The sequence below is a fragment of the Candidatus Dormiibacterota bacterium genome, from assembly GCA_035532035.1.
Lineage (GTDB): Bacteria > Vulcanimicrobiota > Vulcanimicrobiia > Vulcanimicrobiales > Vulcanimicrobiaceae > Tyrphobacter.
Genome location: DATKRS010000016.1, coordinates 23679 through 43585 on the forward strand (window position 1 = coordinate 23679; position 19907 = coordinate 43585).

General features: G+C 65.6%; 19 protein-coding genes. 6 read left to right on the top strand and 13 right to left on the bottom strand.

Annotated elements, in window-relative coordinates:
* Positions 1-7: 7 nt before the first annotated feature.
* Both VMV82_05365 and VMV82_05370 read left to right on the top strand, forming a co-directional pair.
* Positions 8-1627 carry an acyl-CoA dehydrogenase family protein gene (locus VMV82_05365; GenBank protein ID HUY40978.1) on the top strand — a complete coding sequence of 540 codons (1620 nt, stop codon included), beginning with the start codon at positions 8-10 and terminating at the stop codon, positions 1625-1627.
* A gap of 2 nt (positions 1628-1629) precedes the next feature.
* Positions 1630-2211, top strand: coding sequence for a hypothetical protein (locus VMV82_05370; GenBank protein HUY40979.1), 582 nt, complete (start codon positions 1630-1632; stop codon positions 2209-2211).
* A gap of 35 nt (positions 2212-2246) precedes the next feature.
* Here VMV82_05370 and VMV82_05375 read toward each other — a convergent pair whose 3' ends face one another.
* Genes VMV82_05375 through VMV82_05415 form a run of 9 tightly spaced genes read right to left on the bottom strand, consistent with a single transcriptional unit; the run spans position 2247 to position 9438 of the window.
* Positions 2247-2474, bottom strand: a complete 228-nt coding sequence (locus VMV82_05375) for a hypothetical protein (GenBank protein HUY40980.1) — start codon at positions 2472-2474, stop codon at positions 2247-2249.
* A 7-nt stretch (positions 2475-2481) separates the two neighbouring features.
* The gene (locus tag VMV82_05380) at positions 2482-2679 is read right to left on the bottom strand and encodes a hypothetical protein (GenBank protein ID HUY40981.1); all 198 of its coding nucleotides are present in this window, start codon (positions 2677-2679) and stop codon (positions 2482-2484) included.
* A 10-nt stretch (positions 2680-2689) separates the two neighbouring features.
* Positions 2690-3298, bottom strand: coding sequence for a heme-copper oxidase subunit III (locus VMV82_05385; protein ID HUY40982.1), 609 nt, complete (start codon positions 3296-3298; stop codon positions 2690-2692).
* Between the two features lie 53 nt (positions 3299-3351).
* Positions 3352-5019, bottom strand: coding sequence for a cbb3-type cytochrome c oxidase subunit I (locus tag VMV82_05390; protein ID HUY40983.1), 1668 nt, complete (start codon positions 5017-5019; stop codon positions 3352-3354).
* A gap of 17 nt (positions 5020-5036) precedes the next feature.
* A complete protein-coding gene (gene coxB, locus VMV82_05395) occupies positions 5037-6122 on the bottom strand; it encodes a cytochrome c oxidase subunit II (GenBank protein ID HUY40984.1) in 1086 nt (361 codons plus the stop codon).
* Positions 6109-6879 (bottom strand): putative N-acetylmannosamine-6-phosphate 2-epimerase, encoded by a 771-nt coding sequence (locus VMV82_05400; GenBank protein HUY40985.1) that lies wholly within the window; start codon positions 6877-6879, stop codon positions 6109-6111. Before VMV82_05400 ends, coxB begins: the two co-directional genes overlap by 14 nt.
* Positions 6876-7811: a BadF/BadG/BcrA/BcrD ATPase family protein gene (locus tag VMV82_05405; GenBank protein ID HUY40986.1), complete on the bottom strand. Its 936-nt coding sequence runs from the start codon at positions 7809-7811 to the stop codon at positions 6876-6878. The genes VMV82_05400 and VMV82_05405 overlap by 4 nt, the downstream gene beginning before the upstream one ends.
* The gene (locus VMV82_05410) at positions 7808-8104 is read right to left on the bottom strand and encodes a hypothetical protein (protein ID HUY40987.1); all 297 of its coding nucleotides are present in this window, start codon (positions 8102-8104) and stop codon (positions 7808-7810) included. The genes VMV82_05405 and VMV82_05410 overlap by 4 nt, the downstream gene beginning before the upstream one ends.
* The gene (locus VMV82_05415) at positions 8101-9438 is read right to left on the bottom strand and encodes an FAD-dependent oxidoreductase (protein HUY40988.1); all 1338 of its coding nucleotides are present in this window, start codon (positions 9436-9438) and stop codon (positions 8101-8103) included. Before VMV82_05415 ends, VMV82_05410 begins: the two co-directional genes overlap by 4 nt.
* 68 nt (positions 9439-9506) lie before the next feature.
* Between VMV82_05415 and VMV82_05420 the strand changes: the two genes are divergently transcribed.
* Both VMV82_05420 and VMV82_05425 read left to right on the top strand, forming a co-directional pair.
* Positions 9507-10223: a class I SAM-dependent methyltransferase gene (locus VMV82_05420; GenBank protein ID HUY40989.1), complete on the top strand. Its 717-nt coding sequence runs from the start codon at positions 9507-9509 to the stop codon at positions 10221-10223.
* A 176-nt stretch (positions 10224-10399) separates the two neighbouring features.
* Positions 10400-11980 carry an amino acid permease gene (locus tag VMV82_05425; protein HUY40990.1) on the top strand — a complete coding sequence of 527 codons (1581 nt, stop codon included), beginning with the start codon at positions 10400-10402 and terminating at the stop codon, positions 11978-11980.
* A gap of 2 nt (positions 11981-11982) precedes the next feature.
* On the opposite strand, the gene VMV82_05430 is transcribed toward VMV82_05425, so the two are convergent.
* From VMV82_05430 to VMV82_05445, 4 genes are read right to left on the bottom strand one after another with little or no spacing between them, the layout of a single operon-like run.
* Positions 11983-14058, bottom strand: a complete 2076-nt coding sequence (locus VMV82_05430; protein HUY40991.1) for a hydantoinase/oxoprolinase family protein — start codon at positions 14056-14058, stop codon at positions 11983-11985.
* A 25-nt stretch (positions 14059-14083) separates the two neighbouring features.
* The gene (locus VMV82_05435; protein HUY40992.1) at positions 14084-16075 is read right to left on the bottom strand and encodes a hypothetical protein; all 1992 of its coding nucleotides are present in this window, start codon (positions 16073-16075) and stop codon (positions 14084-14086) included.
* A 44-nt stretch (positions 16076-16119) separates the two neighbouring features.
* Positions 16120-18054 carry a glycoside hydrolase family 20 zincin-like fold domain-containing protein gene (locus tag VMV82_05440; protein ID HUY40993.1) on the bottom strand — a complete coding sequence of 645 codons (1935 nt, stop codon included), beginning with the start codon at positions 18052-18054 and terminating at the stop codon, positions 16120-16122.
* Positions 18051-18542, bottom strand: a complete 492-nt coding sequence (locus VMV82_05445; protein HUY40994.1) for a hypothetical protein — start codon at positions 18540-18542, stop codon at positions 18051-18053. The genes VMV82_05440 and VMV82_05445 overlap by 4 nt, the downstream gene beginning before the upstream one ends.
* 1 nt (position 18543) lies before the next feature.
* Between VMV82_05445 and VMV82_05450 the strand changes: the two genes are divergently transcribed.
* Together VMV82_05450 and VMV82_05455 are read left to right on the top strand one after the other, a co-directional pair.
* Positions 18544-19074: an anti-sigma factor gene (locus tag VMV82_05450; GenBank protein HUY40995.1), complete on the top strand. Its 531-nt coding sequence runs from the start codon at positions 18544-18546 to the stop codon at positions 19072-19074.
* On the top strand, positions 19064-19900 hold the full coding sequence (locus VMV82_05455) for a GNAT family N-acetyltransferase (protein HUY40996.1): 837 nt from the start codon (positions 19064-19066) through the stop codon (positions 19898-19900). Before VMV82_05450 ends, VMV82_05455 begins: the two co-directional genes overlap by 11 nt.
* The last annotated feature ends 7 nt before the right edge of the window (positions 19901-19907 follow it).

A 19907-nucleotide genomic window follows, 5' to 3' on the forward strand; every position in this document is an offset into this window, starting at 1 on the left:
GGAGATCATGAACCAATCGCCGCCGCTGCAGGGCGGCAATCTCTTCACCGGCGACCGCGTGCTCGTCGAATCGCTCGCCGCATTCGCACCGGCGATGCCGCGAGAGGAGCTCGAGCTTATCGGCGCGCTCGCCGGCGATCCCGAGACGATTGCGCTCGGCTTCGATGCAAATGCGTATCCGCCCGAGCTGCACACGCACGATGCAAACGGAAATCGCATTGACGAAGTCCGCTTCCACCCGTCGTGGCACCGGCTCCTGGCATACGCAACGTCGTTCGGATTGAGCGCGGCCGCTTGGCACGACGTCCAACCGCTCGCACATCTGCGGCGCGCGGCGGCATTTTACGTTTGGTCGCAGGTCGAATCGGGGCACGGGTGTCCCATATCGATGAGCTACGCGGCGGTCGCGACGTTACGGGTCCAGCCAGACCTGGCAAGCGTTTGGGAGCCGCGCCTATCGCAACGCGGGTACGAGCCGGCGCTCCTTCCGGTCGAGCACAAGCGCGCGGCGCTCTGTGGCATGGGCATGACCGAGAAGCAAGGCGGGTCGGACGTGCGCGCAAATACGACGCGAGCCGTTGCGGAGTCGGTCGGCGGACCGGGGCGGCCGTATCGGCTCACCGGCCATAAGTGGTTTTGCTCCGCACCGATGAGCGACGGCTTCCTGGTGCTCGCTCAAGCGCCCGGCGGCCTCTCGTGTTTTCTCGTGCCGCGCGTGCTCGCCGACGGGCGGCGCAACACGTTTCTGATTCAACGGCTCAAAGAGAAGCTCGGCAACCGTAGCAATGCGTCGGCCGAAGTGGAGTTCGAGCGAACGCAGGGACACTTGGTCGGCGAGGAAGGGCGCGGGCTCGCAGCGATCGTCGAAATGGTGAACTACACCCGGCTCGATTGCATGCTCGGCTCTGCAGCACTCGTGCGCCAAGCGCTGGCGCAGGCGCTGCACCACGCGAGATACCGGCGAGCGTTCGGCAAGCCGCTGCTCGAACATCCGCTGATGCGCAACGTCTTGGCAGACATCGCGCTCGAGTCCGAGGCGGCGACGTGGCTGTGCATGCGTTTGGCTCGTGCCGTCGACGACGGCGACGCGGAGCTGCGGCGCATCGGCACGGCGGTTGGAAAGTACTGGATCTGCAAGCGGACGCCCGTGCTGGTCGGCGAGGCCTTGGAGTGCCTTGGCGGCAACGGGTACGTCGAGAGCTCGATCCTTCCTCGCCTCTATCGCGAAGCGCCGCTGAACTCGATTTGGGAAGGCGCCGGCAACATCAACGCGCTCGATGTCGTGCGGATCCTGCGCAAACAGCCGGCCGCATTCGAGGCGCTGCACGCGCAGTGGGCGGCGGCGCGCGAGGAGCCGCGCGTCGCCGGCGCGGTGCGCGCCTTCGAAGCCTCGCTTCGAGACGAAGAGGCGCGCGAGTCGCAGGCGCGCACGATCGCCGAGCAGGCGGCGCTGATCTGGCAGGCATCGCTCCTGCTCGCGCACGCGCCGCACGACGTCGCCGACGCATTCGTACGCTCGCGTTTGTGCAGTGAAGGGGGACGCGCCCTCGGAACGCTACCGCCGGAATGCCGTCTCGGCGCGATCTTGGACCGCGCCGCGCCGCAGCCCGCAGAAGTCGTCGCATAGCGATGACGATCCTAGGGAGCCTCGACCCTCGCGCGCGATTGCTCGTGCATCGTCCGTGGACGCCGCGCGAGCGGCGCATCGTTTGGTGCGGGCTCATGGGCCGCCTCGCGATCGCCGTGGAGCCGTTGCTCGGCTTCGTCTTCTTTGCGCTCTTTACGTGGGGAATCGTCTGGCGCGCGCATCACGTACGCAGCGATGCGTCGCTCATCGTCGTCGCGCCGGTCTTCGCGCTCGGCGCCTTCGCTTTTCTCGGGTATCTCGTCGCGGTGCTCGTGGCGCCGGTCGTCGCGTACGCGCAGACGCACAAGCCCATCTACATCGTCGACGGATACGTTCGCTACCGCCCTCCCGATGAGGATTCCGCTCCAGGGGAATGCGGCTACGTCGCCGCGCTCTTCGAAGACCAGAGCGTGGCCTGCGAATGGCGCGCGCTCGGCAAGAAAACCTATCCTGCGCGCACGTTGGCGGCGATGGTCGAGTTTTCGACATTCGCCGGAATCCATACGATCGACGGGCGGGCGACGGGCTTGCTGCCGGACGGCGATCTGCCGCTGCTCGCCATCGGCATCGCGCCACGCCACTGACGATCATCCTTCGGCTGCACAGCGTGCGCTCAGGACTACTTTAGGGGTTCGCGCAGCGTCGTAACCGACGGCCACATGTGGCCGTAGCCCGAGAGTAAGATGACTCCCGCGGCGATCGAGAAGATCATGATAAGCCCGACCCCGACTGCAATGATGAGGCTACGCGGCACACCCTTACTCTGCGGCACGCGTCCGAAATCCGGGTGGAACTCGTATTCGTCTGCGATGAGTGCGAACTCGTCGTGGATGTTCTCGTCGCTCATCTCAGCCTCACGCCTTTCCGATTACGCCGAGGCCGGTGAGCGCCGCCAGGACGCCGCCGAGAGCCAACAGCCCGAGCATCAGCTTGAAGACCTGATTGTCCAAGCCGGGCGTCTTCCAATCGTTACGCAACGCGATCGAGGCTACGACGAACACGACGACCCCGCCGGCGACGGCCAGGACATGCTCTATCTGAACGAGATGCATTCGCCGGCTCCTATATCAGGTAGAAGATCGAAAAGAGTACGACCCAAATCACGTCGACGAAATGCCAGTACAGCGTTCCGGCGGTGAGGCCGAAGTACTTGTTCTTGTCGTAGACGCCGTGAACGGACTGCAGCAGCAACACGATGAGATAGCAGACGCCGCAGAAGACGTGGAAGCCGTGCATTCCCGTCAACGTGAAGAACGACGCGCCGAAGATCCCGCTTCCGGCCCACGAGACGTGATCCTGGACGTACAGCGTCGTGTACTCGATGCCTTGGCCGCACAAGAACAGGATGCCGAGCAGGATCGTCCACAGCATCAACGACGAGTAGCGCAGGAAGTTGCCACGCTTGAAGTTCTCGAGCGCGTAGTGCATCGTCGCACCCGAACCGAACAGAATGGCGGAGTTCACCGCGGCGAGCGAAATCGACGGCCGCGTGATCCCCGGTGGCGGCCATCCTTGACCGCTGTTGCGCAAGTACAGATAGGCGAAGATGAACGACGAGAACAGGACGACGTCGCTGACGAGAAAGAGGAGAAATCCCTGCAGCCGCAGCTCCCGCGTTTCCGCGTAGAGCTGGTCGACCTCGCCGCCGCCCGGAATCGAAACGACAGCCATCTGCTAGCTGTTCCTCCAGCGCATTGCTGCCGGCGCACGACGTTGCGCAGCCATCAATGTGCTCCTACTGTGACCGGCTCGTCCGTCAGCTCGTCCTCGAGATGCGTGTACGGCAACGGCTCCGTGAAATCGTAGGGCAGGCCGAAGACGCTTGGGATATGTTTGAAGTTGTAGTACGGCGGCGGTGACGGGATCTGCCACTCGAGCGTGCGCGCGCCCCACGGGTTGTGTCCGGCTCTCTTCCCGTTACGTATGCTGTAGAGCATGTTGACGAAGAAGATCAGGATCGCCGCGGTCATGATGAACGAGAAGAGCGACTCGAGTTGGTTCACGCCTTGAAACTGCGGGTCGTACGATGCGACGCGGCGCGGCATACCCTCCGCGCCGAGCCAGTGCATCGGCAGGAACGTTCCCAAGAAGCCGATCACGAAGAGCGCGAAGTGCATGCGGCCCCAAAACTCGCTCAAGTAACGGCCGGTCATCTTCGGGAACCAGTAGTACATGCCGGAGAAGATGCCCATGAGGCTTCCTCCAACGAGCACGAAGTGCAGATGCGCCGGGATGAAGTACGTCCCGTGCACGTGCAGATCGAAAGGAATGGCCGCCAAGAAGACGCCACTGATGCCGCCGAAGGTGAAGAGCACGAGGAATCCGAGTGCGAAGAGCATCGAGGTCGTCAGGTGAATTTTCCCGCCCCACATCGTCGCGAGCCACGAGAATATCTTTACGCCGGTCGGCACCGCGATGACGAAGGTGAGCACCATGAACGGTAGCTGCATGTACGGCGCGATGCCCGACGTGAACATGTGGTGCGCCCAGACCATGAACCCGGCGAGCGCAATTGCCGCCGACGAGAACGCGATCAACCGGTAGCCGAAGATCGGCTTGCGCGAGAAGACCGAGATCACTTCCGACATAATGCCGAACGCCGGGAGGATCATGATGTAGACGGCAGGGTGCGAGTAGAACCAGAACATGTGCTGCCAGAGAACCGGCGATCCGCCCTTCGTCGGATCGTAGAAGGGGACGCCGAACTGACGCTCCATGAAGAGCGCCGCGAGCGCGGCTGCGAGCGCCGTCGTCGCGATCATCAGCAGCGGTGCGGTGGCGAACTGCCCCCAGCAGAAGAGCGGCATGCGCGTGAAAGTCATTCCAGGCGCGCGCATTTTGAGCATGGTGACGAGGAAGTTGATGCCGGTGAGCGTGGAGCTGACGCCGACGAGAAAGATCGCCGCGCACCACATCGAGGTTCCCGCCCCTCCCTGCAGCGACATCGGCGGATACTCGGTCCAACCCGCGACCGGCGCGCCCATCAAGAACGACGAGAACAGCATCAAGCCGGAGATCGGGAAGATCCAGAAGCTGATCATGTTCAGCCAGGGAAACGCGACGTCGCGCGCGCCTAACTGTAGCGGCATCACGAAGTTGCCGAAGCCGCCCGTCAGCATAGGGATGATCACGAGCCACACCATCGCGGAGCCGTGAATCGAGTAGACCTCGTCGTACGTGTTGGCCGTCACGAAGCCGCCGTTTGCGTGCATCAACTGGATGCGGATGATCTCGGCGAGACATCCCGCAAGCACGAAGAAGACGAACGCCGTGATGATGTACTGGATGCCGATGATCTTGTGGTCGAGCGAAAAGATGTACTTTCGCACGAAACCTTGCGGCTCGGGATGAATGTGTTCGGCGATTCCACCGTGTTCTGCGATGACGGACATACCTTAGTGCTCCGGTTTTACTTCAACGTGTTGAGATACGCGACGAGGTTGGCGATGTCTTTGTTCGACAGCCCGTTTTGGGCCTGGTTCGGCATGTGCCCCATGCTGCCCGTGAATCCGTTCTGAAGGATCTTCGCGACGTCGGCCGGCGTCGCCTCATCGCCGTCGACGAGGTTCGGATGCGACGCATCGTGGAGAACGCCCCTCAAACCCGGTCCCACGATGCGCTGTTCGAACGGGCCCAGCGCGTGGCAGGCGCTGCATTTCTGCGAGAAGAGCGCGCGACCGGCCGCCACGTTACCGCCTGCGAGCGCGATCGTACCGGACGTCACCGTCGGCGGCGCGTTGCTGACGTGCGCGTTGCGCTGCTGCCAGTCATGGTACCACGCCAAGTATGCAGGCATGGGCTGCACGACCATCGTCTGCTTCTCCATCGTCGAGTGCCCGGTTCCGCAGAACTCCGTGCAGATGATCTGGTACCGCCCCACGCGGGTCGGCGTGAATCGGATCGTGTTGATCATGCCCGGAATCATGTCGGCTTTGAGACGCATGTCGGGAACCCAAAACGAGTGGATCACGTCGTCCGACGTCAGGTTGAGCGTCACCGGCATGTTGACCGGAAGGTGCATCGCGTCCGTCACTTCGCCGTTGACGTTGGGGTAGCGGAACGTGAAGTACCACTGCCGCCCGATCGATTCGACGACCAAGCCATTCGTCGGCTGAACCTGGAGCACGTACCAAATCTTGATACTCAGGATCGACAACACGATGACGAAGAGCGTCGGCACGACGGTCCATGCGATCTCCAGCTTCGTGTTGTCGTGAACGTGCACGCCGAGCGCGTCGGGCGGATCGCCGCGCCGCCGGCGATAGGCGATCGCGAAATATATCACGTATCCCACGACGAACGTGTAGAGCACCGCGGCGGCCGACGCCATGAAGCGGAAAAGCCAGTCCACTTGGTCGCCCGGATGGCCGCCTTCCGGCGGCAGCCACGGCTGCACCGAGGGCATCAGCCAGAAGTAGAGCGCTCCGGCGATCGAGATGACGGCGAGAATCGCCGTGGTTACCCAGAAGCCGCGCCCCGGCTTATTCGTCTCCACGCCAAAACGGCTTCGCGCAGACTCTCGCCGACCCTTCGCGCGCGGTGCGAAGCGCAGCAACGAACGCGCGCGTGCGTTCGAAGATCGTTTCAGCATCGCGTGCCGTGCCCGCGATCGCAGTTCCGACCACGACGGCGTCGGCGCCCGATTCCAGTGCCGCGCACGCACTCTCGGGATCGGCAATGCCTCCTTCGCAGACCGTGAATGCGTCAAAGGTCGCAAGCTCGCCGACGAGCTGCAGTGCGGGAAGCGCTGCGCCGCGCGTCGTTTCCGTATAGCCGCACAGCGTCGTGGCGAGAACCTCCGCTCCGGCGTCGCGCGCGTCGCGACCGTCTTCGCCGAGCGCGCAATCCGCCATGGCGAGCGCTCCCGCGCGACGGATATGGTCCACGATGGCAGCGGTTGTGCTTCCGTCCGGTCGAGGCCGGCGAGTCGCATCGAAGGCCACGATCTCGGCTCCGGCTGCGAGAACCTCCCGGACGTCCCCCAGCGTCGGCGTGATATATGGAAGAAAGCCGTCGTACTCGCGCTTGAGGATGCCGATGACCGGCACGTCGACGCGCGCGCGAACTGCCTGCAGGTGCGCCGCGGACTCGATGCGCACGCCCGCCGCGCCCGCCTCCACGGCCGCGGCTGCCATTGCGGCGACGTTCTCTGGGCGCGCGAGCGGCGACCCTCGGGGAAACTGCACCGATACGATCAGCTTGCCGCGCAAGCGCGCGAGGACGCTTGACCCGAGCGGAGGCGACTGGCTCACGTCAGCTCCTTACACGGCATGCCGGCTTCACGAAAAGCCAGCAACACGGCACCAAGCACCGGCGGATACGCCGGCTCGATGATCTCGACTCCCGGCGCGACCGTACGCAACCTGTCGTAGAGACCGTCGCGGAACGCACGATCGCGCAGCAGACCGCCGGCGAAGGCCGCGCGCGGGGGCGAACGCCAGTGCCGGCGCCGGTCGAGCGAGCGCGCCGCGAGAGCGGCCAAGTGCGCCTGCGCGCCGGAGACGGTGTCGCGCACGCAGGCATCTCGGACGGCCTCACCCTCGCCCGCGGACGACAGCTCAAGCACGACTTGCGCGAAGGACGCAAGCCGGTCCCGATCGATGGATCCGTGGTAGAAAGCCGCCAGGAGCTCTCGGAGTGACGCGACGCCGAAGTATCGCTTCGCTTCCGACTCGACGACGCAGCCGGCGTTCTCCGACATCGCCGAGGCAATCGCCGTCCTCGCGATCCAGAACGCGCTTCCCTCGTCTCCGAAAACGTATCCCAACCCTCCGAACAGCTCCGTGCAGCCGTCGTCGTCGACGACGTAGCCGACGGACCCCGTTCCGGCGATGACGACGACGCCCGAGCCCCCGGCGAACGCACCGGCGTGCGCGATGAACGGATCGTGGACGAGCGAGAACGAGGCGGTGGGAAGCGACGGCGAAACGCCATAGACGCGCCCTTCAAAGCCACTCACGCCGGCGACGATCGCCTCGAAACGAGCTTCCGCAGACACCCCTGCCGCATGGCGCGCCGCTTCCACGGCCTTTGCTAGAGCGTCCCGCATCCGTGTCGACTCGGGGCCTGCGCCGATCTCGTCGGCCGGGCCCGCATCTCCGTAGCCGAGCACGCGCCCGCGTTCGTCCGCGACCGCTGCCTGCGTCCCGGTCTGACCTCCGTCGATTCCCGCGACATATTTCACGGGACGAGCGCGCGAGCGAAGGCATCGGCGGCGCACTCGCGTTCGGCGCGCGGCCGCATGCGCGCGACGGCGCCGATCGCCTCGAGATGGTGATAGAGCTCGTGCGCCACGGCTCTAACGAAAAACCGCCGCCGCGCCGAACCGTGCAGGGCGTCCATGCGCCGAGCGTTGACGCGGATCGTCGGACCGCGCCCGTCGTACTCTGCATTGAGCCCGCGCTCCGCCCACGCTCCGAGATCCACGATCTCGATGCGCAATCCATAGTGGCGGCGTGCCGCCCGCACGACGGTCACAGAACCACGCCGTCCCGCTCGAGTTGCGCGCGCAGCTCGAGCGTGTCGATCGCACTCGGTGCGACGTCGCGCTCGCATGCGAGCGCCGCCGCCGTGCCGGCAGCCTGACCGAGCGTCATGACGGTCGGCGTAAGCCGCGTCGACGCGAGCGCCTCGTGCGTCGTCGAGATGCAGCGTCCCGCAACCAGCAGGCCTTCACAGCCGACCGGCACGAGACATCGATAGGGAATCCCGTAACTCGTTCCCGGTGCCAGATGCTGCGTCGTCGTGCCACGCCCCGAAGGATTGTGAATGTCGATGGGATACGCACTCCGCGCGACCGCATCGTCGAAGTGACGTGCCTGCAGCACGTCGTCGCGCGTCAGCGTATAGCGCCCGACGATGCGGCGCGACTCGCGTATGCCGATCTGCGTTCCGGTAGCGGCGATGCGTGCGTTCTCGAAGCCTGGAACCCGCGCGCGAAAGAAGGCGGCGAGCTGCATGACCTGCCGGCGCGCTTCGACCTCCGCACGCGTCAAATCGTCCGGGTCGAGCGGATCGATCTCGAGGACGCGCGTCATGTTGACGGTAACTTCGTCGGGATACGGCGAGACGAAGAACGACACGAGCTCACGCGGTACGTCGACCAGGCCGTCCTTCTGTGCGCGCGCCCAGAGATCGTGGAGCCCTGCGACCGCCGTCACCGTCGAGGCAGTGCGTTCGTGCGCCTTGAGCGACGTGCGCATTTGATCAGGATGCGTTCGAAGATACGCCGCGGTTTTCGCGAGATCGACGTGGCTCATCCGAAACATCAGCGACGCCGGCTGCACCCGCCCGCGTTCGTCACCCTTTTGCGTCGGCACGCCTGCAGACGCTGCGACGTAGGCATCGGCCGTGGCGTCGATGACGACGCGCGCGCGGTAGACGCGCTTTCCGCCGACCGTATCGAAGACCGCTCCCACGACGGTGTCGCTCTCGACCAACGCGCTCGTGAACCACGCGTGCAGGAGAAGACGCACGCGCGCTTCCGTGGTCATCTCGAAGAGGAGTGCCTTGTGAACTTCGGGATCGAAGGGCGTGATCGTCGGAACGTAATCCGAGCTATCCGGGATGTGTCCGGGCGAGGCGCCGAGCGCGATCAAGCGCGACACGATCTCTTGCGCTATCCCCCCGACGACACGCTCCGCGCCCGAGTGGAAGGTCATCCATGGGCCGACCATCGCCGCGGTTGCCGTGCCGCCGAGGAACCCGTACCGCTCGGCGAGCAGGGTCTTCGCTCCGTGGCGAGCAGCTGCGATTGCCGCCGCACAGCCGGCGTTTCCGCCGCCCACGACGAGCACGTCGACCTCGCGCATTATCACCGCGATTCGCCGGGTTGCTTGGCAGGCCATTCCCGTCGCGGCGCCCGAATGATGCGAAAGCGATGATCACGTTTTCCAGGTCGGCGCAATACTACGACGCGCTCCTCACGGCCGCGGGAAAGGACTACGCGCGCGAGAGCGCCGTGATCTGCGAGCTCGTCGAGCGCTACAAGCGCTCTGCGGGACGCAGGCTCCTCGACGTGGCGTGCGGGACGGGGCGTCATCTGGAGTCTCTGCGGGAGCGCTTCGAGTGCGAAGGGCTGGACATCGACCGCGGCATGCTCGCGTTGGCCGCGGAGCGTTCCCCGGACGTATCGTTCCATCTCGCCGACATGATCGGCTTCAATCTCGGCACGCGCTTCGACGTCATCGTCTGCCTCTTCGGATCGATCGCCTACCTGCCCACGATGCAACGCTTCGAACAAGCGATTGCGAACTTCGCGCGTCATCTCACGCCGGGAGGGATCGCCATCGTCGAACCGTGGCTGCGGCCGGACGAGTGGGAGGACGGGCACGTCAGCGCTCGCTTTGCCGATCTTCCCGATATGAAGATCGCGCGCATGCACGTCGCGCGCCGCGACGATTTCGTCGCAATCCTCAACTTTCATTACATGGTGGGCCACAGAGACGGAATTCGCAGCTTCGAGGAGACGCACCGTCTTCTCTTGCTGAGCGACGAGCAGTACCGGGCGGCGTTCCTACGCGCGGGCTTCGAGCTGCACCACGGTACGCAGGTACTCGCCGGCAGAGATTTGTTCGTGGGCGTCCACTCGGCCTGAGATCCATCGCCGGACCGAAGTCCTATCTCTGGCGCAACGTGCGAGGCCAATTCAGCGGGGCGCGCAGCGCAGTTGAGGTGGCGAAGCGGCCGAAGCGCAGCGTAGCGCCAGGCCGAGCGCAACGTGCGAGGCCCTTTTACAGAGGGAATCGGCCGCCGGAGGCATAGCCTGGCGGTATGTCGTCACTCTACCTCGGGATTCTGTACGGTCTCGTCGCCGTTGGCTTCGTATTCATCGTCCTCTTCATCATGCGCGGACGCGTGAAACCGCTGGAGCGGATCTTAGCCGAAGGCAGCGACTCGGAACACGGCCTCAAGCGTTCGCTCGGGCCCTGGGCCCTGACCGCGATGGGGATCGGCGCGATCATCGGCACCGGCATCTTCGTTCTCACGGGCGTAGCCTCGGCCACGCGGGCCGGTCCGTCGATCACGTTCTCGTTCGTCGTGGCCGGCGTCGTCAGCGCGCTCGCGGCACTCTGCTACGCCGAGGTCTCCAGCAAGATTCCGATCTCGGGCAGCGCGTACACCTACACGTACGCGACGCTCGGTGAGTTTCTCGCGTGGATCATCGGTTGGGATCTCGTACTCGAATATGCGCTCGGCGCGGCCACGGTCAGTATTGGGTGGTCGGGCTACTTCGCGAACATCATGCACCAGTGGGGAATCCCGATTTCGCCGCTGTGGGCGAACGGCCCACATTGGGGGCTTGCGGGTCAGGCCGGCGTTTCCGGATATGCGAATCTTCCCGCGGCGGCAATCATCCTCGTCATCACCGCGCTGCTCGCGAAGGGCACGCGCGAATCCGGCACGGTGAACGCCATCATCGTGGCGGTCAAAGTGGCCATCGTGCTCTTCTTCATCGTGATCGGAGTCGGGCACATCAACCCCGCGAACTATCATCTGCCACCCGGTGGGCTAGCAGGCATGGGGGGGTATTTCCCGTTCGGCTGGACTGGGATGCTCGGCGGCGCGGCATTCATCTTCTTCGCGTACATCGGATTCGACGCCGTTTCGACGACCGCCGAGGAGGCGAAGAATCCCGGCAAAGACCTGCCCTTCGGCATCATCGTGAGCCTCGCGATTTGCACGATTCTCTATATCATCGTCGTCGCGATCCTCAACGGTATGGTGCCGTTCTATAAACTCAACGTCGCCTTCCCGGTCGCCTTTGCGATGAACTACGTCGGCCTCGGCTGGGCGGGCGTCATCATCTCGCTCGGGGCGATCGCCGGTCTCACGACGGTATTGCTCGTCATGATGTTCGGTCAGAGTCGAATTTTTTACGCGATGTCCCGCGACGGTTTGATTCCGCCATCGTTCACGCGCATTCATCCAACATGGCGCACACCGATCTTCTCGACGGTTTTCTTCGGCATCTGCATCGCGGCGATCGCAGCCTTCACCCCAATCAACATCGTGGGTTCGCTCACGAACATGGGCACGCTCTCCGCGTTCATCCTCGTTTCGCTCGCGGTCCCGGTTCTGCGCAGGCGACACCCCGATCTGAAGGGCGCGTTCACGCTCCCGTTCGGGCCCTATCTGATCCCGGTTCTTTCCGCGGTGACTGCGCTCGGCCTGATCTATTACCTCAAGGTCGGTAACCCGGTAGCGTGGGGATTCTTCCCAATCGTCTGGTTGTGGTTCCTCATCTGGCTTATCGCAGGGCTTCTCTTCTACTTTGTGTACGGCCGGCACAAGAGCACGGTCGCACTCTCCGAAGCGCAAGGGCTCGCAGTCCGGCAACCGCCCGTAAACTAGTACTAGGCGGCACGCGGCACGGCGAGAATCGCGACGAGGTCATCGGCTTTACGACCGGTGACCTCTTCACGTGCGAGCGCGATCGCCTGATCGGCGCTCGCAAGGCCGCTGAAATCGGCAATGCGCGCGCCGTGCAGGAGGTAGAGCTCCGGAAGCGCGCGACCGACGTCGCCGAAGCTCGTAGCATCCTCGATTGACGAGCGCAGCTCCGTTTCGAGATCGCTGCAACGGGTACGCGTGAGACGCGCGCCGCGCAACGAGAGACGAATGACGCCGCGCTCGTCGAGCACGCGAAGGTCGCGTCCGCTGCCGTACCCGGTCAGCGCGGGCGTGAGCTCGACCCGCGCGAGCGTGTCGGCCCGCGCGCGCAACGACGCGGCGGCCGCCGCGCGCACGTCGTTCTCACTTACCGCTTCGAGCGCAACCCCCTCGACGAGCGCCGTCGCTCCGGAGGCAGTTGCGCGAACGCGATTGCGCTGCGCGTCGATCTCGACGCTCACCTCCACGCGATCCGGCGCCGCTCCGGCTGCAATGACGCGATCGCTCGCCTCGCGGCGAAGCTGCGCGATCTCTTCAGGTGTGGGCTCCACGATCGTACGTTCCACCGAGTCGCGCACGAGCGCCAACGCCACGCCGATCGGCGACAGGACCTCGGCGTCCTTCGCGATGCGATGCGGCAGCTTCATCTGCTCGGCGACGAACGGCACGAGTGCCGCCGCGCCTCCTCCGCCGCCGACGAGCACGACGATGGCGGGGTCGAGCCCGTAGTCGAGCACAAGCGCTTCGACGCACGCGCGCAGCTTGCGCCCGGCGATCTCCAGCGTTCTGCGCGCGAGCGCGTCCGCGCTACTTCCAAGCTCGCGAGCGAGCAACGCGAAGCCGAGCCGAGCCGCCTCGGCGTTCCCGCGTGCGAACGCGTGCTCGGGAACGTACCCGAGCACGTTGGCGGCGCATGTCGGCGTCAGCGCGATTCGCCCGCCGTCGTTTGCAACGAGCACTACGTAATCGGGTGGATCGCCCGGCGTCGGCGCGAGCCGCGATACCCGCGCTCCCTCGAGTCGCTGCGGCGATACGAAGCTTGCGTACGCACACTCTGCGATGTGCGCGGAACGAGGTCCGACGTCGGTGATACCGTGCGCGTCGACGCGCAGCATGCTGCCGCCGGCAACGCCAATCGTGCGCACGTCGAGCGTTCGAAGCATCATGCGCCTGCCACCGATGCGCGCGGCACGCATCTGCGGGCGCCCGGCGCGTATGGCCGAGCAGTCGGCGCTCGTTCCCCCGACCTCGATGAAGATGCCGTCGCTCACCTGCTCGTAGAGCAGCGCTCCCGCCACGCCGGCGGCCGGGCCCGAGAGCAGCGTGTGAATGGGCCGCCGTTCGATCTCGCGCACGTCCATCACCCCGCCGTCGCTACGCATGACCATCAGCGGCGCGCGAATGTCGGCTTTGCACACGGCCTGCGCCGTCGTGCGCGCCGTCTCCACCATGCGCGGAAGAATCGCCGCATTGAGCGCCGCCGTACGCGTGCGCGCTCGAAGACCGTACGTCGAGCTGACGTCGTGACCGCTCGTCGCGAAGGTACCCCGCGTTCGCGCGTACTCAGCGGCGCGCTCTTCGGCGTCAGGGCGATCGACGCCGAAGGCCCGCGTCACGGCGATCGCCTCGACGCCTTGTGCGACGAGCGCGTCGACCGCAGCGCGCGCCGAGGCGTCGTCGCCCGCGCGAGCAAAGGCGATCCCCGGCGCGAAACGCACGCCCGGCGTCAGATCGAACGGTGGAATCTGCATCTGCGCGCGCGCAACCACGTTGAGCCGGTCGAGCAAGCCGACGATGCCGACGCGAGCGACGTCGCCTTCGAGCAGGGCGTTCGTCGCCTGCGTCGTGGAGTGCGCGATGAATGCCACGTCGCCCGACGCGATCTGGGCGCGTTCCAGCAGCCGCTCGATGCCCGCGACGATTCCTGCGGCAACGCCCTCGGCTGCGTGGTGCGTCGTCGGAACCTTGACGCTCGCAACGAGTCCGCGCGTCCCAGCGTCGATCGCTACGACGTCGGTAAAGGTTCCACCGACGTCCACTCCGACGCGAAGTTTTCGCGGCGGTTTACTGGACTGCATCGGCGGAAAACCCGGTAAAAGGCGTCCCGAGCTGCACTTCCAGCGTCGCGCCGTTGCGAACGATCTCGAAGCTGTGCGGTTTGCCGTCGTATGCCCGTAACTGTGTTTGGTAGGTTCCGTACTCCCACCACGCCTCACCGTCGAGCTTCTCGATCACGTCACCGGTACGCAAGCCGGCAGCGTACGCAGGGCCGCCCGCACGCACGTATGCGCGCATGTTGCCGTCGTCGCTCTTGAAGAGGCTGTAGAAATACGTCGCTGGATCGCCCGGCGCGAACGCCACGCCGCGAGCGAAAAGGTTCGTCGAGCGCGCGGAGGCGCGGGCCGCCCACGCGAGGAGCCGTTGTGCGCCTTGCCGCGCCAGGAGACGGGCCTCGGCGTCGCTCGGCTGCGCAACGATCTCGTGATCGTGCCACTCTCCGACGATCCACCCGCCGCAGTCCTCAAGCACCAGACCGACGTCGAGGTCGGTGCCTTCGATCAGCGCAAACCTGCTCGTCTCGGTGCGAACGTAGGCGGCGTACGGTTTGCGCACGCAGTCACCGGCATTCGGATCGCCCGTGAAGCGAAAAGGGCGTAATGCCGCATCGGCGCGTAGCATGGACACGACCGCATCGGCCGCGGCGCGTCCGGGCGGCGTTGCGTCGTCACCAACCGCGACGCGATATGCGGCGCTGCGCGGTGCCTCCATTCCGGGAAATGCGCTCTGCGCGAGCACGGGCGGCACGAGCGAGGAAAAGACGCGAACGCCCAGCAGCGGCTGCGTCGCCACGACGACGGCGATCGTCGCCGCTACGGCGACCGCGACCTGTACCGGCAACGTTCGCTTCGTGATCGTCATGATCGGCACGCCGGTGAAGTTCGCGACCCAAACGTTCTGCGTGTTCGTCGGGTCGCACACGTTCTGCACCTGGACGACGGCCATGACGGCAGCGACGAGAACGAGGGGCGGCACCGCGTGCGACGCCAAGAGCACGGTGAAGATCGCAATTCCTACCCCGAACGGGTTGAGCGGTCCGCGGTACAGCACGAGGGGGCTCAGCAGCCCGAAGACGGCGACGTAGGCGATCGGATTGCGGATCCAGTCGCTCGCAACCAAGGGGTGGAGAGCTGCTGCAAACTGCGGTTCCTTCGTCGCCACGAGCAGCATGCCGATGCCCATGAAGAGAACGACCGCCGGTGCGACGTCTTCGACCCCGCGAATTGCCGCGGCGACGAGCGTCGAAACCGCTGCGCGCGGTCGCGTCACGAGAACGCCGTACAGTGCCGAGATCGCGAATGCCGGCGTGGCGTCGACGTGCAGCACGTAATATAGCACGATCGGCAGCATCGGCGTCACCAGCGACCACCACGGAACGCCGCGATCCTTTTCGGCTCGCGAGCCTTGTTGTGGGTCGGCAGAGCGCGTCGCCCACCCCGCATAGGCGCGTTCCCGGGCGAACGCGACGATCGCGTACCCGATCAGCGCCAACGCATCGATCGCGGCAAGCACCAACGCGTAGGTGACGAGCTGCTGCTCGGTAACGCCGAAGAACGTCGTGTAGAACGTCCAGTTTGCGATGTTGAAGATGAAGCCGAGTGCAAACGCCATCAGGAAAAGCGTCGCAGCCGTCGCACGCGGTACGCCGGTCGTCATCATGATCGGCAGCACGATCGAACCGACCATGATAATGGCACCGAGCCCGTTCAGCGACGTGAAGAGTACGGCCACGACCGCGCATAGGACGAGTGCGAAGGCGAAGGGACTCTCCCCTCCGTACTCGGCGGCGAGGTTGACGAGCGCTCGCGCGATCCCGGTGTCGAGCGTGACGCGACCGAGCAAGGCGCCGAAGATGACGGCGACGTAGGCTTTCGAGAGCGCGCTTGCGCCGTCAACGACGATGCCGCCGAGCGCAGCCGCCGGAACTCCCGCGCTGACGGCCATCGCGATTGCCATGAGCGGCACGGCGACGATCGCCGGCATTTTGCGCGCGTACATCAGTGCGGCAAAAACCGCAAAGACGACGAGAACGAGCGCCGCGCTCAGGGTTGCGTTCCGCCGCGAGGCAGTGCGATGACGTCGTCCAGCGGCGGGAGCGGCTGGTGCTGGAGAAAATTCTCACGCGTCACGCGCGCGAGCGCGTCGGCTCGCTCGATCGCGCGCCCGGCTGCAAGGTGATAGCGCTCGAGATTGCTCGCGAGGTGCGATGGTCTGCTCTCGTAGCGCCACGCTCGCTCGTAAAGCGGCGCCAGCTCTTCGAAGTCGTCGCGTAGCTCCCACATCCAATACGTGCTCCAGAGCAGGCTGCGAAACGATGGCGAGGCGTAGTCGTCTCGAACCTCGCGGCCGATCTGGTACTCGCGGGCGAGAACGTCGTACCGCCGAGCCGCCAGAAACATCACCGCAGCGGCGTTTGCGTGCAATGGAGGCCGATGCAGGAGCAGGTGCGTCTCGGCCCGCTCGACCTCGAGACGCACGGCGCGCAGATCGACGTGCGACAAACGATCCTGGAGAAATCGGTCGAACGGGTCGCCCCAGAAGAGCGCGTCGCTCGGGCCCGCATGCGCCGCGTTCAAGCGCGTGAGCGCGTCGCCGAGCTCGGCGACGTCGTCGCCGTATCGTGGGTCGTCGATGCCGAAGAACGCTGCGGGAAAATCGCGCCGGAACCGGGCAGGATCACTGTCGCGCCGCTCCCACGCGGCGCTCGCCGCGTACAGCACGGGATACCACGTCGCTTCGTAGAGCGTCTCGCCGTCATCGTGCCAAACGGTCTGGAAGAGGCCGAGCACGTGCGCGGCTTTCCCCTCGTCGATAAAACGGCGCTCGTTCGCGATCGCCGTCGCGATGTCCGGATAGATCTCGTTCCAGTTGCTCGCCCCCGGAGCCACCATCTGTGCGAAGCCACCGCTCGCGATCAGGCGGATGTACTTTTCGAACGAGGGCTCGGCATCATAATGCCAGTTTACGATGACCGCCTTGCGCTCGATCATGCGCATGATCGACGGATCGTTCTCGATGCCGTCGTCCCAGAGCATGACGCGCGCTCCCGAGGGCGCGATGAGCCTCGCCATCGCGTTGACGTGATCCGCATAAACTCGTGACCGGCCGCCGTGCGTCGCGACGAACGCCGCCGTCGTGCCTTGGCCGAGCGTCGCGGTTTCGTCGGAGCCGATGTGAAAGAACGGCGGATGGGGAACGGCAGCAAGCTCCTGGCGGATGATGCGTGCGAGATACGCCGACGCTCGAGCCGACGCCGGAGAGAGCAAGAAGCCGTGCGGAAACTCCGCCGCACCGGCGTACCGTTCGATCTTCAGAGTGTTGTGCATGTGCGCGAAGGTCTGCTGCTCGGGGATCAGCGCCACGTGAAAGATGCGAGCGTAGCGCGCGAGCGCGCGTAGCTGCGCGGGGGTAATGCCGTCGAGCGGCGCCGGCAGCGGATCCGTTGGAGAGACGAAAACGTGCTCCATGTACGGCGAGTAGCCGTTCATCTTGAAGGCGGCGATCGTGCGAATGCGTTCCTCGAAGTAGCGCATCGTCGGCAGAGGCCCCCGCGAGACGTCGTCCGAGAGCACGCGCCAGCGTAACGCCGGGCGATCATCGATCCGCACGCACGGCACGCGCCAACCGCGAGCGGCACGCTCGGGCAACTGCGCGAGCGTCATCGCCGCATAAAACGCGCCGTCGCTTCCGGAGCTCCAGATGATCGCACCGCTGCGGCCGACCCACAGACGATACGCTTGCGCAGGCAGAGCCGCGTCGTGGCGAACCACGATGTCGGGCTCGCGCGCAACATGAAGCGTGCCTGCGCCGAGTGCGCTCCAGCGCTCGTCGATCTCGCGGCGCGCCCCGGCGTCGAAGCTCGCCGCGATGGCGTGCGGGGGCGGTGCGCTGCACGACGGCACGACGGATACCGACGATGGGCGTGGAAGCAGGTGGAGCGCGACGGCAAACGAGCCGAAGAGAAGCGCGCCGATCACGGCGCCGGAGCTCGTGCGCCCTCGAGCATCGCGCGATCTCGTTCGTCGAGCGCGCTTTGCACCTGGTTCAGCAACGCCTCCGCCTCCGCCGGCTCGATGCTCGCCGTGCGGTCGGCGAGTTCGACGAGAGCCGCATCGGCGCGCGTCACCCGTGCGACCGCCGCATCGTCTTTGGGCTCGCCCTCAAAACCGTGAAATGCCGCTTGATTTGCAAACTGCGTTCTCAAGATCAGCGCGTCGAGTTGCGACCGCGCGGCTTCGGAGAGCGCGATGCGCTGTTGCATGGCCGTCAAAGCCTCACCGGCATACGCTCGCACGAGTTCGTCGGTGTGCCGCCGGTCGTCGCTGCTTGCGTAACCGGGGAGCGCGGCAATTCGAGACCGCAGCACGCGTAGCGTATCGTCCATCCCTCTGGCTACGACGAGCGGTTGCTCGGGAACCTTCCGCCGCCCCGGGGGCCCGCGCGAGCCGGCGCGAAGCTGCGTCATCGTGAAGCCTTCCCTGCCTCCCTACGCGCGGCGACCGGTGTGGCCGGCGTACCTCGTGGCGGCTGTGTGTTTTGCGCTGGCAATCGTGTCGACGTTGAACAATCTCTCGCTCACCTCGCAACTCCGCCAGGTGCAAGCGCAGATCGAGCGATCCAGTCAGCGCTCGACGATGCTCGCGCGAACGCTTGCCGTCGAGCGCACCGCGCTTGCCGACCTGGAGAGTCCGCAAGCGCAGCGATACGGATCCGCGAACGGGCAGATCGTCGCGAGCAACGATCGCCTCTACCTCCTGCTGCGCAACCTTCCCATGCCGCCGCACGGGAGAGTCTATCAGGCGTGGACGCAGCAGCGAGGCGCGCGCGCGATGACGCCCTCCGTGAGATTCATCCCCGATCCTCACGGCATTACGGTGGTCGCGCTCGACCAAGCCGACGCAACGCATACGAGCGTGGTCGCGGTCAGCGTCGAGCCTGACTCCGGAAGCAAGGCGCCGACGAGCGCGCTCGTTCTCGACGTCACGCTTGGAGAGTGAGGAGCCGCACGTGGTGACCTGCGCGCAACGGCTCTCGGCCGCAACCGTTTCGCAAGCCGTGGCCTATCTCGACCGCTCGCCGTACGAAAACGTCTTTCTCACCTACATCGCGCTCGAGGGCGGGCCGCTGCAGCGCGACGTTCGCATCGTCTGGGACGGAGACGACCGCGTCTGCGGCGTCGGCTTCTTCGGGCGTCATGTGGTTCTTGCAGGCGAAGACGCCGCGCTGCCGGCACTCGCCGAGGCTGCGGCCGGATTGAACGAGAATGCCGTCGTTGGACCGCAGCGGACCGTGAACGCGTATTGGCAGCTCATTCGCAGCCGGCACGCACCCGCGCGACTCGTGCGCGAGCGCCAACCCGTGATGGCCGTCGACGCGCAGTCGCTGCGCGGCGCGAACGGCGCAGTCTCCATACGGCGCGCGCGCGAAAGCGAATGGGCCGTCATAGCCGAGAACTCGGCAGCGATGATCTCCGGCGAGATCGAGGCGGACGCGCGACTCGAGATGCCGCAGTTCGGCGCGGGAATCAGGCATATGATTCGCCTCGGCCTGTGGTGGGTCGGCGAATGCCGCGAGGGGCTCTGCTTCTTCTGCAACGTCGGCGCATGGAGCCCGCAGACCGCGCAGCTTCAAGGAATCTGGACGCCGCCGCGATTTCGCCGACGCGGCATCGCGACCGCCGCGCTCGGAGCGATCTGCCGCACGTTGCTCTGCATGGTTCCCTCGCTCTCGCTGTACGTCAACGACTTCAACGCGCCGGCAATCGCGCTCTATCGCGGCATCGGCTTTCGCGAGGTCGGCGCGCTGCAGACCATGTTCTTCTGACCGCCGC

What these genes read in the sequence shown, in the direction of transcription:
- VMV82_05365 (HUY40978.1), top strand. Translation starts at nt 8, where the DNA reads ATGAACCAATCGCCGCCGCTGCAGGGCGGCAATCTCTTCACCGGCGAC.
- VMV82_05370 (HUY40979.1), top strand. Translation starts at nt 1,630, where the DNA reads ATGACGATCCTAGGGAGCCTCGACCCTCGCGCGCGATTGCTCGTGCAT.
- VMV82_05375 (HUY40980.1), bottom strand. Translation starts at nt 2,474, where the DNA reads ATGAGCGACGAGAACATCCACGACGAGTTCGCACTCATCGCAGACGAA.
- VMV82_05380 (HUY40981.1), bottom strand. Translation starts at nt 2,679, where the DNA reads ATGCATCTCGTTCAGATAGAGCATGTCCTGGCCGTCGCCGGCGGGGTC.
- VMV82_05385 (HUY40982.1), bottom strand. Translation starts at nt 3,298, where the DNA reads ATGGCTGTCGTTTCGATTCCGGGCGGCGGCGAGGTCGACCAGCTCTAC.
- VMV82_05390 (HUY40983.1), bottom strand. Translation starts at nt 5,019, where the DNA reads ATGTCCGTCATCGCAGAACACGGTGGAATCGCCGAACACATTCATCCC.
- VMV82_05415 (HUY40988.1), bottom strand. Translation starts at nt 9,438, where the DNA reads ATGCGCGAGGTCGACGTGCTCGTCGTGGGCGGCGGAAACGCCGGCTGT.
- VMV82_05420 (HUY40989.1), top strand. Translation starts at nt 9,507, where the DNA reads ATGATCACGTTTTCCAGGTCGGCGCAATACTACGACGCGCTCCTCACG.
- VMV82_05425 (HUY40990.1), top strand. Translation starts at nt 10,400, where the DNA reads ATGTCGTCACTCTACCTCGGGATTCTGTACGGTCTCGTCGCCGTTGGC.
- VMV82_05435 (HUY40992.1), bottom strand. Translation starts at nt 16,075, where the DNA reads ATGTACGCGCGCAAAATGCCGGCGATCGTCGCCGTGCCGCTCATGGCA.
- VMV82_05445 (HUY40994.1), bottom strand. Translation starts at nt 18,542, where the DNA reads ATGACGCAGCTTCGCGCCGGCTCGCGCGGGCCCCCGGGGCGGCGGAAG.